Annotated in this window: 15 protein-coding genes; 4 read left to right on the forward strand and 11 right to left on the reverse strand. The window is 65.8% G+C overall.

Translation table 11 applies throughout. The annotated features are described in order from the left end of the window. Positions 1 to 11: 11 nt before the first annotated feature. Positions 12 to 1,163, reverse strand: coding sequence for a class I SAM-dependent RNA methyltransferase (locus FB460_RS01925; protein ID WP_246044200.1), 1,152 nt, complete (start codon positions 1,161 to 1,163; stop codon positions 12 to 14). A 261-nt stretch (positions 1,164 to 1,424) separates the two neighbouring features. On the opposite strand from FB460_RS01925, the gene FB460_RS01930 reads away from it, so the two are divergent. Both FB460_RS01930 and FB460_RS01935 read left to right on the forward strand, forming a co-directional pair. After that, a complete protein-coding gene (locus tag FB460_RS01930; RefSeq protein WP_142092430.1) occupies positions 1,425 to 2,084 on the forward strand; it encodes a potassium channel family protein in 660 nt (219 codons plus the stop codon). A gap of 74 nt (positions 2,085 to 2,158) precedes the next feature. Then, complete coding sequence (locus FB460_RS01935; RefSeq protein ID WP_142092431.1) at positions 2,159 to 2,902, forward strand: potassium channel family protein; 744 nt, start codon at positions 2,159 to 2,161, stop codon at positions 2,900 to 2,902. Here FB460_RS01935 and FB460_RS01940 read toward each other — a convergent pair. From FB460_RS01940 to FB460_RS01955, 4 genes are read right to left on the reverse strand one after another with little or no spacing between them, the layout of a single operon-like run. Next, positions 2,881 to 3,237: an OB-fold nucleic acid binding domain-containing protein gene (locus FB460_RS01940; RefSeq protein WP_142092432.1), complete on the reverse strand. Its 357-nt coding sequence runs from the start codon at positions 3,235 to 3,237 to the stop codon at positions 2,881 to 2,883. The two genes, FB460_RS01935 and FB460_RS01940, sit on opposite strands and share 22 nt — an antisense overlap. A gap of 2 nt (positions 3,238 to 3,239) precedes the next feature. Continuing rightward, positions 3,240 to 4,109, reverse strand: coding sequence for a DUF3710 domain-containing protein (locus tag FB460_RS01945; protein ID WP_142092433.1), 870 nt, complete (start codon positions 4,107 to 4,109; stop codon positions 3,240 to 3,242). A gap of 59 nt (positions 4,110 to 4,168) precedes the next feature. Continuing rightward, positions 4,169 to 4,603: a dUTP diphosphatase gene (gene dut / locus FB460_RS01950; RefSeq protein WP_142092434.1), complete on the reverse strand. Its 435-nt coding sequence runs from the start codon at positions 4,601 to 4,603 to the stop codon at positions 4,169 to 4,171. Continuing rightward, complete coding sequence (locus FB460_RS01955) at positions 4,603 to 5,148, reverse strand: DUF3093 domain-containing protein (RefSeq protein ID WP_246044201.1); 546 nt, start codon at positions 5,146 to 5,148, stop codon at positions 4,603 to 4,605. Before FB460_RS01955 ends, dut begins: the two co-directional genes overlap by 1 nt. An 81-nt stretch (positions 5,149 to 5,229) precedes the next feature. Between FB460_RS01955 and FB460_RS13260 the strand changes: the two genes are divergently transcribed. After that, on the forward strand, positions 5,230 to 5,523 hold the full coding sequence (locus FB460_RS13260; protein WP_246044202.1) for a DUF4235 domain-containing protein: 294 nt from the start codon (positions 5,230 to 5,232) through the stop codon (positions 5,521 to 5,523). A gap of 102 nt (positions 5,524 to 5,625) precedes the next feature. Here FB460_RS13260 and FB460_RS01965 read toward each other — a convergent pair whose 3' ends face one another. Both FB460_RS01965 and hemH read right to left on the reverse strand, forming a co-directional pair. Continuing rightward, a complete protein-coding gene (locus FB460_RS01965; RefSeq protein ID WP_142092437.1) occupies positions 5,626 to 5,925 on the reverse strand; it encodes a DUF4193 domain-containing protein in 300 nt (99 codons plus the stop codon). 190 nt (positions 5,926 to 6,115) lie between these two features. Next, positions 6,116 to 7,186: a ferrochelatase gene (gene hemH, locus FB460_RS01970; RefSeq protein WP_142092438.1), complete on the reverse strand. Its 1,071-nt coding sequence runs from the start codon at positions 7,184 to 7,186 to the stop codon at positions 6,116 to 6,118. 127 nt (positions 7,187 to 7,313) lie between these two features. On the opposite strand from hemH, the gene sepH reads away from it, so the two are divergent. Then, the gene (sepH, locus tag FB460_RS01975; protein WP_170209912.1) at positions 7,314 to 8,717 is read left to right on the forward strand and encodes a septation protein SepH; all 1,404 of its coding nucleotides are present in this window, start codon (positions 7,314 to 7,316) and stop codon (positions 8,715 to 8,717) included. A 17-nt stretch (positions 8,718 to 8,734) separates the two neighbouring features. Here the strand turns inward: sepH and FB460_RS01980 are convergent, their stop codons facing one another. The 4 genes from FB460_RS01980 to FB460_RS01995 form a co-directional block, all read right to left on the reverse strand. Then, on the reverse strand, positions 8,735 to 9,583 hold the full coding sequence (locus FB460_RS01980; protein ID WP_170209913.1) for a sulfurtransferase: 849 nt from the start codon (positions 9,581 to 9,583) through the stop codon (positions 8,735 to 8,737). Positions 9,584 to 9,664: 81 nt separating this feature from the next. Then, the gene (locus FB460_RS01985; RefSeq protein WP_142092441.1) at positions 9,665 to 10,804 is read right to left on the reverse strand and encodes an alkaline phosphatase family protein; all 1,140 of its coding nucleotides are present in this window, start codon (positions 10,802 to 10,804) and stop codon (positions 9,665 to 9,667) included. Between the two features lie 5 nt (positions 10,805 to 10,809). Continuing rightward, a complete protein-coding gene (locus FB460_RS01990; protein WP_142092442.1) occupies positions 10,810 to 11,397 on the reverse strand; it encodes a DUF5998 family protein in 588 nt (195 codons plus the stop codon). A 46-nt stretch (positions 11,398 to 11,443) separates the two neighbouring features. After that, positions 11,444 to 14,104: a GNAT family N-acetyltransferase gene (locus FB460_RS01995; protein WP_170209914.1), complete on the reverse strand. Its 2,661-nt coding sequence runs from the start codon at positions 14,102 to 14,104 to the stop codon at positions 11,444 to 11,446. Between the last annotated feature and the right edge of the window lie 32 nt (positions 14,105 to 14,136).

The raw sequence follows: 14,136 nt of genomic DNA on the forward strand, positions 1-14,136 counted from the left end.
CACTTCCGGGGTCAGAGGCGCTGCAGCAGCGCGACGGCTTCCATGTGATGGGTCTGCGGGAACAGGTCGAACGCGCGGACGTCCCGGATCTCCCAGCCATGGTCACGTGCCGTTCCCAGATCCCGTCCAAGTGACGCCGGGTCGCACGCCACGTACACCAGTGCGCGCGGTGATCGTTCCAGCGCCGCACGCATGACGTTGCGTCCCGCTCCCTTGCGGGGAGGATCGAGCACGATGATGTCCGCACGTCGGGGCAGACGCTTCAACATCCGTTCGACCGGCCCATGCAGGAGTTGGGCCTGCGGCACATTCGTCGACGCATGCTTGATGGCCTTGGAGTCCGATTCCACACCCCAGACCTTGGCACCGCTGTCCGCAAGCACTCCTGCAAAAAGACCCACGCCACAGTAGAGGTCGAAGGCACGATCGCCACGCTGTGGTTCGGCGAATTCAAGCACCTGCTGAGCCAATGTGTCGGCTGCTTGAGGATGGACCTGCCAGAAGCCGGAGGCCGCCACCCGCCATGACCGCCCCATGGCGTGCTCGGTCACGACACCACGGCCGACGGTCACCTCACCGTCGATGAGAGTCAAGGTGTTGCGCCCGGCCTGGACGAGTCGTACCTCGGATCCGTCGGGGATCTCAGGATCGTGGGGCACCGACATGGCTGCGATCCGGCAACCCTCTTCAGGCAGAGGGATGAGCTGGTGTGAGTGATGCTGCCGCATCGCCGGCCCGTGTTCGCTCTGCCAGTAACGCAGACGTGTGCGCCAGCCCAGGGTCGGTGGCACCGACACCAACTGACCGTCCCATTCATATCCGGCCAGACGACGCAGCTGCTCGGTCAGCACATGTTGTTTCATGGCGCGTTGGGTCGCCGAGTCCAGGTGTTGGAAGTCGCATCCGCCACAGCCGCCGGGACCCGAGATACGGCAGGACGGCTCGATCCGACCCGGATGTTCTCGATGGATGGCCACGGCATCACCCCGCCAGAACGCATCACGGCTGGTGTCGGTGAGACGGACGCTGACCCGCTCCCCCGGAGCGGTGTGCCGCACGAACACCACTCGGCCCTCGTGGCGAGCCACGCAGTGGCCCCCGTGAGCCACTGCGGTGACCTCGAGCGGACCGATGACATCGCCGACGGACTGCCCCGAACTCACGCCACCCGGATTCATCGCGCCCCGTGGTGGCAGCGGCGACTGATCGAGGGCACCATGACATCGCCCACCCCGCGACCTTGGCCGCAGGGGCCGACATGTGGGGTCGCCCCTGTCGATGATCCTCTACTTCCACCCATGATCAACGGCATATGTCCGAATATAGACGTATGGCGCGTCCGCGTGTGTCCGGCACCGTCCGGGGCGAGTCTCCGCTGCCGCGTCCGGTTGCGCCGTCCGAGAGCCGAGGGGGAGGATGCCTCCATGCACATCGTCATCATGGGGTGCGGACGCGTCGGCACCCGCCTCGCCAGGAGTTTGGAGAAGCGTGGGCATTCGGTGGCCATGATCGACGCCGACGTGAACAGTTTCCGGCGCCTCGGGACCGAGTTCCAGGGAATCACGGTCAAGGGGGTCGGATTCGACCGTGACGTGCTGCGCAAAGCCGGAATCGAAGATGCCGGCGGTTTCGCCGCGGTGTCGAACGGCGACAATTCCAACATCCTCGCTGCTCGTGTGGTGCGTGAGACATTCGAGGTCGAGAACGTGGTGGCCCGCATCTACGACCCACAGCGGGCCGAGGTGTACGAGCGTCTGGGGATCCCCACGATCGCCACGGTGCGCTGGGCTTCGGACAACATGCTGCGCAGGCTCCTCCCGGAAGGTTCCGAACCGGTGTGGCGTGATCAGTCCGGTTCTGTCCAGTTGATGGAGATGTTCGTCCACGAGGGGTGGGTCGGACACCGCATCAAATCGATGGAGACCGCGGCTTCGACACCGATCCCGTTCCTGCTGCGTCTCGGGCAGGGCATCGTGCCCCACAGTTCCACGGTGTTCCAGCACGGCGACCTCATGTACGTGGCGGCCGAGGGCGACCGCATCAGCGAACTCGAAGGTTTCTTCGGTTCGCCGCCGAAACGCTGACTGCAGGACCCTGCGCGTCCCCGAAATCAACGCATCCGAACAGAACGCACCCGAGCCCAATGAAGAAGGACCCCATGCGAATCGCCATCGTCGGAGCTGGAAACGTCGGCCGCTCCATCGCTCGCGAATTGTTGGAGCACGGCCACGATGTGACTTTGCTGGAACGTGACCCTCGGGCCATGAAGACCGAAACCGTTCCGGGTGCACGCTGGGTGTTGGCCGATGCCTGCGAGATCGGTTCCCTCGAGGAGGTCGAACTCGACACCTTCGACGTGTCGGTGGCCGCCACCGGAGACGACAAGGCGAATCTGGTGCACACCTTCCTCGCCAAGACCGAGTTCGGGGTCCCCCGCACCGTCGGCCGGGTGAATCACTCGGGCAACGAATGGATGTTCGACGATGTGTGGGGCGTGGATCTGGCAGTCTCGATGCCGCGTCTGATGACAGCCCTGGTGGAGGAAGCCGTCACGGTGGGCGATGCGGTGCGCCTGTTCAGCTTCCGCGACGGCAACACCCATCTCATGGAACTGACGCTTCCAGCCTCCAGCAGCATCGTGGGAACGTCACTCGGCGACATGGATTTCGGCCCCGGAATCATCCTCGTGGCCATCATCCGCGCCGGATGTCCACTGGCCCCCGACCCCGCCGTGGTCTTCGAGGACGGCGACGAGCTTCTGCTGTTGACCGAGACCGAACAGGAAGCGCGTCTCACTGCGCTCATCGCCAGCCATGATGCCCCCGTAGCCCACCGGGATGGGGACGGATCCGACGTGCAGGGCCCCGATGACACCAGTGGTCAGACGCAAGCGAGTTCGTAACGTGGATTGAACATGGTGCGACGCTTGTCGTGCACACACACACGTCCCTCGACGGTCAGCATGGTGCCGACCCCGATCCCGGGGATACTGCGGCGCCCCATCCACACCACCTCCAGTTCACCGGATCCGTCACTCAGACGCGCCACCAGTGAGCAGGCCCCGTCGTGCGGACGGATCTCGACCGACGTGACCGTGCCATGGACACGTCCTTTTGCGCGGTCGGCGCACGTGGCTACTTCTTGAACCCCTTCGAGAGCCTCGTCGTATTGGACCGGTTCGGCCCAGAACGCGTCATCTGGAGCTCCCAGACGCCGCCACCATTCCCGAAGCCCCATCGTCAGCCCTGTCGCGCGACGCCCATGACGCCACCCTCACCGATCGGACCGTCGTCCTTCGTCTCGTCCTTCTTGGCAGCCTCCTGCTGCGCAGCCAGCTGCTGGGCTGCAGCCTGCTCCTTCAGTTCATCGGGCACATGCAGAGCAAGCACCTCACCACTGGGACGCGGGTCTTCACCACGACGCACGATCAGGTCGCTGAAAGCGTCGAAAAATGGGCCGACCAGATCGTCGTCCCATTCCTCGCTGACCGAAGTCGGGCCGAACAGGATGCCGCGCAGGAACCAACGTGGCCCCTCGGCCACCCACATGCGACTCGGCTGGATACCGGTCTTGCCGTCGGGAAGCTGGACGCGCATGCGTCGACGCAATTCGGTTCCGAACGGCCCCTCGGCGCACTCGGCGACACCGCCGGTCGAGGTGGTCTGCTCGATCAGCTCCGCGCGCACATCGGCCCACATGCCGGGGGTACGCGGGGCGGCGAACACTGAGATCTCCATGGCCGACTGGCCAGAGATCATGAGCGCCGACACGATCTCCTTCTTGGGCTCCGACATCTGCAGACGCAGCTCCGAACCGGGTATGGGCGTGATTATCAGCGAGCCGAGGTCGAGTCGGTTGGCCTCGTCATCGACGAGGTCGACCTCGTCGATGTCGAACGGACCGTCCGCACGCCAGTCCTTCGACAGGTCGAATTCACGCCAGGCGTCGGCCTCATCGGATTCGGAATCGTCGGCGTCGACGTCATCCGGATCCGCGTCCTCGACGTCATCCGAGCCGGTCTCATCCGCGTCCAGATCGACATCCTGCTCGAGGGCCTCCTCGATCTCATCCGCCTTCTCGGCGGACTTCTTCTTGCGACCAAAGATCATGGAACATCTCCTACGCGCTGCTCGGTTCGACCACCTGCAGATTGCATCATGTCACCCGGTCAACCACCCGTCGAACCGTGACCACCCACACCGCGTTCGCTGCCCGACAGCTCATCGACCTCGACCGGTTCACAGTGCACCACCGGTTGCACCACGAGCTGGGCGATCCGCTCCCCCCGCTCGGCGCTCCATGTGGCTTCGCGGTCGGTGTTCAACAGGCATACCTTGATCTCACCGCGGTAGCCGGCGTCCACCGTCCCCGGTGCGTTGACCACGGTGATGCCATGTTTCGCGGCGAGTCCCGAGCGGGGGTGCACGAACCCGGCGTGTCCCTCCGGGAGCTCTATCCCGATCCCGGTCCCCACCAGCGCACGCTCCCCCGGTTCAAGAGTGATGTCTCGGGTGCACACCAGATCGAGTCCGGCATCGTGCTCATGGGCGTACGACGGCGTCGGAACGTCAGCGTCGAAACGGATGAAGGGCAGTCGAATCATCAGGGCTCCTGCAGTACGTCGGTCTCGGGCGTCTCGGCCCGGGCGGTGTTGATCGCGGCACGAAGGGCAGACGCGTCCCGCGTCCCCACGAGCCAGTACGGATGAGGGTCAGCCGGGTCATCAAGCTCGAGGCGGACCGCTTCATGCAACCACGGTCGCATCTGCAGGAACGCTCGGGGATCGGCGTCAGGCCCGAGAACGCGCTCGGTCTCGTCACGGTTGAGTGCGGTCGCCGCACCGACCCATCTCCACTCGATGCGATTGGGGCCGACGCTGAGGGCGTCACCGCCGACACGCACAGGGCTCCTGCCCCAGACGAACACGATCCAGCCGACGATGAGCCCGATGCCTGCAGTCAGCAACGCCGCGTCCCTCAGCCCCAGGTACCACCACGTGGCAAAGCCGGCACTGAAAACGAAGAAGGCAATGACCGCCCACCACCACATCGGCACATGGCGGTGCTCGATGAAGATGGTCGAGTCCTGGAGCGACTCGTCATTGTCGGGCTCGGGGGTATCAGGCTCGGGGAGATCAGGTTCAGGCACATCGGCCAGCCTACGTCCACCCTTCCGGAACAACGCCGGTCCTGCCCCTACGATGGTGCTCACGCAACAGAGGAGGAGCCCGTGGGACCCACGCAGAGCTTGGTCTGGAAGATCTATGCCGGCGCCGTCGGCGCCGTGACCACTATCGCCACCCAGAAGCTGATCACCCAGGTGTGGAAGATGGTTTCGGGCGAAGAGCCACCGGAGCCCAATGACCCCGACACGCCCCTGTACCTCGCGCTCACGTGGGCGATCGCGTCAGGGATCGGTATCGGCGCGACCCAGCTGATGGTCAACCGCTTCACCGCACGCCAGTGGCAGCGTTCGATCGGAACCCAGCCGCCGAGCATGAACAAGGTGAGCTTCAAGATCTGACCGGCGGGTCGGAGACGACGGCGGCCGACACATCCTGAGGATGTGTCGGCCGCCGTCGTTCTCGTCAAAGATCTCCTGCTCGTCAAAGATCTCCTGGCGGGCTCAGCCGGCGCAGTCGAAGCAGTAGGCCTGCCCGCCGCGCTCCTCGGCCACCTGGCTGCGGTGGCGGACGAGGAAGCACCCGGCGCAGGTGAACTCATCGGACTGCCGCGGCAGAACGCGGACAGTCAGTTCCTCGTGCGAGAGATCGGCGCCGGGAAGTTCGAAGCTCTCCGCAGCCTCGACCTCGTCCTCGTCCACCTGACCGGACTGCTGGTCATTGCGGCGGGACTTCAACTCCTCGATCGAGTCCTCGCGCATCTCCTCATCGGACTTGCGTGGAGCGTCATAATCAGTGGCCATCGTGTCCCTCTCTGCCCTCGCCCAACGGCGTGCCGGACGCCCCGAAGACCTTCGAGTCGTCTCACATCTTCGCGTATGGATATCACACGATCTGGTCTGTCGGTGAACTCCACGCGCAATCACTTCGCGCATGAATATCACATGCCTGCATGAATGTGCCCATCGTGTCCAAACCGATACCGAGCACCACTCAGAAGACGGCCCCGGAGCGTTCTGCCATCGCCGCCTTCCCCGGGTCGCGCAGATTGGCACAGCACCCGGCCGAGCAGCGTTCGGACGCCCGCCACGCCCGCCCCGGGCCGGTGAACGGCTGCTGTCTCGACGCCGCCGCGTCCTGGGCGAACACCAACTCGATCAGTGCGTCCACGAATGCCGGATGGGTCCCCACCGTGCCGGACCGGCGCGCCTGCAGCCCCAATTCGGTGGCGGTCTCCATCGCTTCCTCATCAAGATCGTTGAGGACCTCCATGTGATCGCTGATGAACCCCACCGGCACCATCACCACACGCGTCACCCCAGCATCGGCAAGGGCCCGGAGGTGGTCGTTGATGTCCGGCTCCAGCCACGGCTGCTGCGGCGGTCCGGACCGCGAGCAGTACACCAGACTCCACGCGGCGATCCGGTCCGGCTCCAGCGCATCGACGATGCGCTCGGCCACTGCGAGGTGGGAATCGTTGTAGGCGTCGGCTTCGGTGGGGCCGGACGCGGCGGCCATGGCCTCGGGAATCGAGTGGGTGACGAAAGCGATGTGTGCCGGCTCATCGAACCCTTCGAGAGCGTCACGGACGGCGTCCACATTCGCTGTCACGAATCCGTCATGCTCTCCATACGCGGGCATGACGTCGATCTCCAGGTCGATCCCGCCCTCGGCGCAGGCATCGTGAAGGTTCTCCCGATACTGGCGGCACCCCGAATACGAGGGGAAGGCGCTGGTGAGGAGCGTCAGGACCCGGCGGTGGCCATCGGCATGGATCTGGCGAAGCGCATCGACAAGCCAGGGCTGGGAGTTGCGGTTTCCCCAGTACAGGGGCACCTCGGCGCCACGAGCGGAGAATCGCTCGGTGAGTGCGGCCAGGAGGGCCCGTACCTGCCCGTTGATGGGGCTGACGCCGCCCCGGGCGAGATAGTGCGTGGCCACCTCATCCAGACGTTCGGCGGGGATACCCCGCCCCCGCGTGACATGTTCGAGAAAGGGCCGGACCTCATCGGGGCTCTCCGGCCCCCCGAACGAGAGCACGAGCACGGCGTCATAGAACTGCATGAGCTCGATGATGGCACGCCCATGGAAGGCCTCCGTGCGGGGAGCTTCCGAGCGTCCAGATGACCTCGGCTGGTGGAGCACGATACGTTGGGGGGTACGTTTGCGGACGATCGGGTCTGGAGGCCGAATGGAAAGCGCACTGACACCGCGGGAGGTTCAGGCCCGCGTCCGAGCTGGCGCCTCGTTGGACGAGGTTGCCCGCTTGGCTGGTGTGCCGCCGGAAAAGGTGGCGCCCTTCGCCGAACCCGTCCTGGCCGAACGCGACCACGTGGCAGGAATCGCCCTCTCATCACCGGTCCGTCGGCATGGCGAGGCATCCGGCCACATGGCCCTGGGTGAGGCGATCCGGCAGCGGTTGACCGCGTCCGGCATCGACCCTGATCAGGTCACGTGGGACACCTGGCGAATGCCGAACCGACGCTGGGTCCTGCGCGCGGTGTGGGTCCATGAACCGACCACCGACGAGACCACCGGCAGCGCCCCCGCTGACTCCGACGAGGCAGCCGTGGACAAGGTCACCACGGACGACAGGACCGTCGAGGACACCAAGGTCGGGTCGACCGGACACGGGGACGAGCAGACCGCCGAATCCGGGGAGACCCCCGAGTCCGGATCGGAGGAGATCCTCGAGGCCGAAGAGCCCGATTCGCTGACCACAGCAGAGTTCCACTTCGATCTGATGGCGCGTTTCTCGGTGGCCGCCAACCCGTGGGCATCCTGGTTGATCGACGATGGCCCCAATCCGGACGCGAACGAGGACAGCGACCAGCTCGCCATCATCCGCGCCTTGGGCGATGACTTTGAAGCAGCGTCCCCACCCGGGGCCGATGCGCCGGTTCCCGGTCCGGGTGAAGGCACGCCGACCGCTCCCCCGTCGACCGTCAGCGACGCAGAACCCCGCTCCTTTGATCTGCCACGCAGCATCGTCACTCCGCAGGAGATCGGGGAAGAAGTCGAGGCCGACATGGATCAGGCACTCTCGCTCGCTCCCGGCGGCAGCTCCGATCTCGACGTCCTGTACGACATGCTGGGCGGGATCGCTGAGGACTCGGTCAACATCTACGCCAACCTCGATCCCGATGCCCGACGCAGCAGCACCACACGCTCGGCCCGCAGCTCCCTGCACGATGAAGTGGACGACACCACCTCCTTCGAGAATGAGGCGACCGAACGTCTGGCCGAGGAGCTGCGTCAGCTCCGCAACAAACCCCCACAGGAGTCGACTTCCGCCACAACGCCGGTCATCTCACCCGAGTCGAAACAGACGCATGGACCGGAATCGGATGCGAAGGCCGCCGTCTCGGACAAGGACCCTGAATCTGCCGAGGAAGCGAAGCAGACCAAGGAAGCAGAGCCGGGGACGAAGAAGCCCCGCAAGCGCACGGATCGCCGCAAACCAGAGCCCGAACAGCCCTCGTTGATGGGCGATGACGAGCCGGCCAAGCCCGCACCTCGGAAGCGCAAACGCCGCGCTCAGGTACCGAGCTGGGACGAGATCATGTTCGGCAGCCCACCGAAGCGCGATGACTGAGCCCCGGCGGGCGTCGTTCAGGCGTCTGCCGGAACCGACACCTCGACCGCACGGTCGGGGTCACTGATCCAGTCGCTCCACGACCCCGCGTACAGGGACACGTCGGTCTTGCCGATCACATGCAGGGCCCAGATCACCTGACAGGCCGTGATACCTGATCCGCACGAGATGATGTCGCCGGACTTCACTTCAGCGAGAATCTCCTCGAGCTCGGGGATCGGACGCAACGCACCATCGACGAACAGCGTCGCCGCAGGCAGGTTGCGTGAGCCGGGGATGTGGCCGGCCACGTGATCCACCGGGTCCGACTCCCCACGGAAACGCTCGGGCGCGCGCACATCCCACACAGTCGCGTCCGTGGATTCGACCTCGTCGGCGTCGACCACATCCAATTGACCGGTCTCGGCGATGAAACGCCCCTCGCGTGGACGAACCTCGCCGGTCTCGATGTCGTACCCGGCCTCCATCCAGGCCGAGAGACCCCCATCGAGGATGCGCACATCTTCGTGACCGGCGTCGGTCAGCAGCCACCACATACGCGCCGCCGAGAGGCCGAGCCCGTCGTCGTAGATCACCACGGGGCAGTCGTTGCAGATGCCCAGACGTCGTGCGGTGTGCTCGAAGGCGTCAGGGCACGGCAACGGATGCCGACCCTCACCTCCGTTGGGATCACTGAGCTTGTGCTCCAGGTCGACGAAGACCGCTCCGGGGATGTGCCCACCCATGTAGGCAGCGCGTCCCGCCTCGGCAGTGGAACCGAGCTTCCAACGCACATCGAACACTGCGGGCTTCTCGCCCAGATCGAGTTCGTGCCGCAGTTCCTCGACACTGATCAACACGGGGTTCCGACCCTCGTGCACCGTCATGGCTCCTCCGGATGTCGTCCTGTGGGCATCCATTGTCTGCCCGACAGGTGGCAAAGGCCAATCGTCGACGCGGCCCGGGGGTCACGAAACGATGAGAGGAATCCTCATCTCGGCGGGTGTGAGGGACCCGTGGTGGCCCACCAGTTCGCCCATCGCCAGTCCCGGACGGGCCAGGACCGCCCAATCGGTGCGCATCGCCACGACGACGTCACCGGCTCGTTCCGACAGTGGTCCGCCATTGACGAGGTCAGGATCTCCGAACCAGCCATCGGCAGTGGCCGCGTCGAACGTCCGAACCCAGGCGTGGTCGCCCAGGACATTCGCCCACCTCGACACCACACCATCGGGGTCGGGGGTGTGCACATGCACGAACCGGGGTTCTCCGAAGATCCGGGTGACGCCGTCGGCGAGTTCGGGTTCTTCGGAGACGAAGAGTTGATTGCGGCCGGGAACGTCGACCATCCCATGATCGCCGGTGACGATCAGACGCGTGCCATCGGGCAGGGCCGCACGCAGCCGCGCCACCCAGGCGTCGATCTCCTGCAGCACCTCGAGCCACGTCTGCGAGCGGCATCCGTGCACATGACCGGCCATGTCGAGTCGCCGTTCATAGGTGTAGACGAGCGGGTGGGAGGCAGCGGTCTCAGTGACCGCGGCGATCCGGCCTTCGCCATCGAGTTCGTCGACGGGAACGAAGCCTCCGCGGCCGAGGGACGCCGAGGTCAGACCAGTGCCGACGAAATCGGCCAGCGAGACCTGGACCCCATCATGCTCCTCGAACATGGGACGGATCGGCTGAACCACATCCACCGGGCGCTCCGGACGCCATGGGAGCGGGTGGAACACGTCACCGTCCGATCCCACCCCGGGCATCCAGAAGGTGTAGCCGACGATCCCGTGTCGGGCAGGTGGCACACCGGTTCCAAGACTCGTCAACGACACCGCGGTCGTGCTGGGGACACACGAGGTGAGCCCCCCGAGTTCGGTGGCTCCGGCAAGAAAGGGCGCATCCTCGGCATGACGGTCAAGGAGCTCCCGGCCAAGGCCGTCCACCAGGAGGATGACCCATCGCTCCCCCTCCGGCAGGCCCAGATTCGATGCGCCACGGTCCCGCATCTCCACGACGCCCTGCCGTTCGAGGACTGCCGGCACGAGGTCGGCGATCGTGCGACCGGGCGTGGGGATCAGCGGGTCAGTCGGGATGGGGGTCGGCCAGGGCATGGAGCTCAGCGGGTCCCCGAGTTGTCGCCGGTGATGCGTTGCAGTCGGGCCGCGAAGGCGAACAGGCGGCTGAGATCGTCCTGTCCGTCGGCGGCCACCGACATCCGAACGCTCAGGTCATCGGGCAGCACCGATCCGGTGTAGCCGTGGTCGGCCTCGCATTGGGGATCTGCGCAGGTGGCGGGCTCGAGTTCGATACGACTCACCGATCCCCAGGCGATCGACAGCCACCCGGAATCGGCCTGGTCACCACTGCGGTAATTCTCGGGCTTGCTCACCACCCGCGTCATCGCCACATTGGTGATGCGGTGCAGACCAACCGATTCGGTCGAGCAGATCGCGTGGTTCTCCGGCTCGGTCCATTCGGGGCTGCGGTCATCGGTGTGGCCGATCACCAGCCGCGTGGGAGTCAGCGCCAACACCGTCAGATGGCGACGCACCTCGTCCATGCTGAAGGTCGGTTCGTGATGCACCACGAAGTCCTCGAGTTCCTCGCCGCCGAGCGCGATCTCGATCGAATCCATCATCAGATCCGGGTAGTACCCGCACTCCTCGAGTCGAGTCCGCAACTGACTGCACACAGAGACGTCCATCACGCGAGTATTGCATCACAACTCACGCATCGGTGCAGCCACGCACTCAGTGCAGACTGCGCGAGAGCGCATCACGCTGGTCGACCCCGGGCGTCAGCCGGACCTCCGCCCCGGCCACCCGAACACCGGTGGGTCCGGTGATGCAGGGGTTCAGCACCATCTCCGCCACCTGGGGCAATCGATCGGCCAGTGCGGCGACCCGCACGAGGAGGTCGGCGACAGCGTCGATGTCGACCCCAGCCGCCCCCGCATCGCCGAACAGTTTGGGGGCGACCCCCAGGGAGGCCAGCATGTCGCGCGCATCATCCTTGGTGAGCGGAGGAACGCGCCAGGTCACATCACCCAACAGTTCCGACGCCACCCCGGCCAGTCCCACCGAGATCATCGGGCCGAACGCCGGATCCTCACGCGTGCGGATCGCGAGCGAGACTCCCGGCGGCACCATGGCCTGGACCACTGGGGCCGCCGCGAGCTGCGGATTCTCCGGGTCGGTGCCGGGCATCTGCAGATCCAGCATCAAGCGGCCCAGATCCTCCCAGGCCTCGGCGAGGTCCTCGGGCCCATCGATGTTCCGGAAGACGCTCGCGCGGTCGGGTTGTCCACGAACCGCCGATGCACTGGCCTTCAGCACCACCGGCCAGCCGGCTTCAGCGGCCGCTTCGGTGGCCTCGGTCAGAGAATCCACGCGGGTCCGTGCCAGGACGTCGATCCCGGCGCACGCCAGCAGATCGTGCCCGGTGGCCGCGGGCAGGATGCGACCATTCGGATGCTCGTCGAGGTCGGCGGCGACGAGGTCATGGGCACGGACACGGTCCAGAGGCGGCTCCACCCATGGCTCGCGCGTCGAATTGCGCCACGCCGCGTACTGCACGATGCGCCCCAGCGCCTGCAACGCCTCGGCATAGCCGCGGAAGGTCGGCAGACCGCCGGGACCATCGGGGCCGGACACATCAGCTTCCACATCGGTGAAGTCCGCGAAGACACCGAGCAGCGGTTTGGTGCTCTCCGACGCCACCTCGGCCAGAGCATCGTGGGCCGCTTGGGCAACCTCGTTGAACACATCGACCACGACGACCACGACCGAGTCCACCTCGGGGTTTTCCAGCGCACGGCGTGCGGCTGCGGCATAGTCCTCGGGGGCGCTGCGCGATCCGATGACCTCACCGGTGCACGTCAGCCCCTCGTTCTCGGCCACGCGTCGGCTGTGCCGCTCCATGGCCGGCCCATTGGTGATGACGTGGACACGGTCGCCCCCGGGAAGGGGTTGGCGAACGAGGATCTGCGCGATGTCGAACATCATGAGTCGGCGGTGGCACACGATGAGTCCGGCCTGCGTGAAGACCGCATCGACCGCCTCGGGGGACGCCTGTTCCAAGTGTTCGGTCCCCGGTGCGTAACCCTCACGGTCGGCGGCTCCGGGGCTGAAGAGGATGACCGGTTTGTTCTCGGCGACGGCTCGGGCGATACGGAAGAACTTGCGCGGGTTTCCGATGCGGTCCAACGAAAGGATGCAGATCTCGGTGTCATCGGCCTCGAGCCAGTGGTGCAGGACATCGTTGTTGGTCACATCCGCGCGCATGCCGCTGGAGATGAATGTCGAGAGCCCCAACTTCTGGTCCAGGGCCGTGGCCAACAGGATCACACCCACCGAGGACGACTGCGTGAAGACGCCCACCCGTCCGCGACGTGGCATGGGGGCGGGGCTCGCATTGAGGCTCACCTCCGGGTTGGTGTTTATCATGCCCAGAGCGTCAGGCCCGATGGCCCGCAGACCATGGCGTCGGGCCAAAGCCACGACCTCGCGGTTGGCGTCGAACCCGTACTCCCCGCTGTGCAGCACGACCATGCCGAAGGCGTTCTGGGCCGCGGCCGCGTGCACCGCGTCGGGCAATTCATCCAGCGGCAGCGAGACCACCATCAGGTCGATGTCACCGGCCTCCGAGACGGTGGCCGCAGTGGGCACACCGTGAACCTCTCCCCCGTCAACGGGAACAGCGACGACCGACCCGTGATAACCCCCCGCCAGGATCGAGGTGATGATCGGCCGCAGATCGTCGGCCCGACTCACCAGTGCGATTCTCTTCGGATGCAGCAGACGCTGCACCGATGTGGCCTCGGCGCGTCGCTCTCGCCGGAGCATCACCTCCAGTGAGGTGTCGGTGGGGAGGATCGGGAACTCCACCATGATCATGCCGTCCTCGAACTCACGGCTCACGGTGTATCCGGCTGCTGCGAACACCTGGGCCATACGTCGGTTCTGCGGCAGCACTTCGGCGACGAAACGGCTGAGCCCGCTTTCCCGCGCGGCCTCGGCAAGGTGTTCCAACAGGATCGGCCCGACGCCTCGCCCCTGCACACTGTCCTCGACGAGGAAGGCGACCTCGGCGTCGGTGTCGTTGATCTTGTCGTAACGCCCCACCGCGATCATGTCATCACCGAGCATCAGGATGAGCGCCACCCGTTGGTCGTGATCCACATGCGTGAACCGGTGGACGTCCTTGTCGGTGAGCACGGGATAGGGGGCGAAGAACCGCAGGTACTTGGATTCGGGGGAAACCCGCGCGTAGAAGTCCACGAGGCGTTCGGCATCCTCGGGCGTGATCGGACGGAGGTGTGCGGTACCTCCGTCACTGAGGAGGACGTCGGCCTCCCATGACGCGGGATAGTCGGCGACCTCGGGGGCTGGACCGGCATCGTCGGAAGTCACGTAGGGAACTGTAGCCGGATCACCCTGTGATC

It is taken from the genome of Propioniferax innocua, assembly GCF_006716235.1.
In the GTDB taxonomy this organism is placed as follows: domain Bacteria; phylum Actinomycetota; class Actinomycetes; order Propionibacteriales; family Propionibacteriaceae; genus Propioniferax; species Propioniferax innocua.

What these genes read in the sequence shown, in the direction of transcription:
- FB460_RS01930 (WP_142092430.1), top strand. Translation starts at nt 1,425, where the DNA reads ATGCACATCGTCATCATGGGGTGCGGACGCGTCGGCACCCGCCTCGCC.
- FB460_RS01935 (WP_142092431.1), top strand. Translation starts at nt 2,159, where the DNA reads ATGCGAATCGCCATCGTCGGAGCTGGAAACGTCGGCCGCTCCATCGCT.
- FB460_RS01940 (WP_142092432.1), bottom strand. Translation starts at nt 3,237, where the DNA reads ATGGGGCTTCGGGAATGGTGGCGGCGTCTGGGAGCTCCAGATGACGCG.
- FB460_RS01945 (WP_142092433.1), bottom strand. Translation starts at nt 4,109, where the DNA reads ATGATCTTTGGTCGCAAGAAGAAGTCCGCCGAGAAGGCGGATGAGATC.
- dut (WP_142092434.1), bottom strand. Translation starts at nt 4,603, where the DNA reads ATGATTCGACTGCCCTTCATCCGTTTCGACGCTGACGTTCCGACGCCG.
- FB460_RS01965 (WP_142092437.1), bottom strand. Translation starts at nt 5,925, where the DNA reads ATGGCCACTGATTATGACGCTCCACGCAAGTCCGATGAGGAGATGCGC.
- hemH (WP_142092438.1), bottom strand. Translation starts at nt 7,186, where the DNA reads ATGCAGTTCTATGACGCCGTGCTCGTGCTCTCGTTCGGGGGGCCGGAG.
- sepH (WP_170209912.1), top strand. Translation starts at nt 7,314, where the DNA reads ATGGAAAGCGCACTGACACCGCGGGAGGTTCAGGCCCGCGTCCGAGCT.
- FB460_RS01980 (WP_170209913.1), bottom strand. Translation starts at nt 9,583, where the DNA reads ATGACGGTGCACGAGGGTCGGAACCCCGTGTTGATCAGTGTCGAGGAA.
- FB460_RS01985 (WP_142092441.1), bottom strand. Translation starts at nt 10,804, where the DNA reads ATGCCCTGGCCGACCCCCATCCCGACTGACCCGCTGATCCCCACGCCC.
- FB460_RS01990 (WP_142092442.1), bottom strand. Translation starts at nt 11,397, where the DNA reads ATGGACGTCTCTGTGTGCAGTCAGTTGCGGACTCGACTCGAGGAGTGC.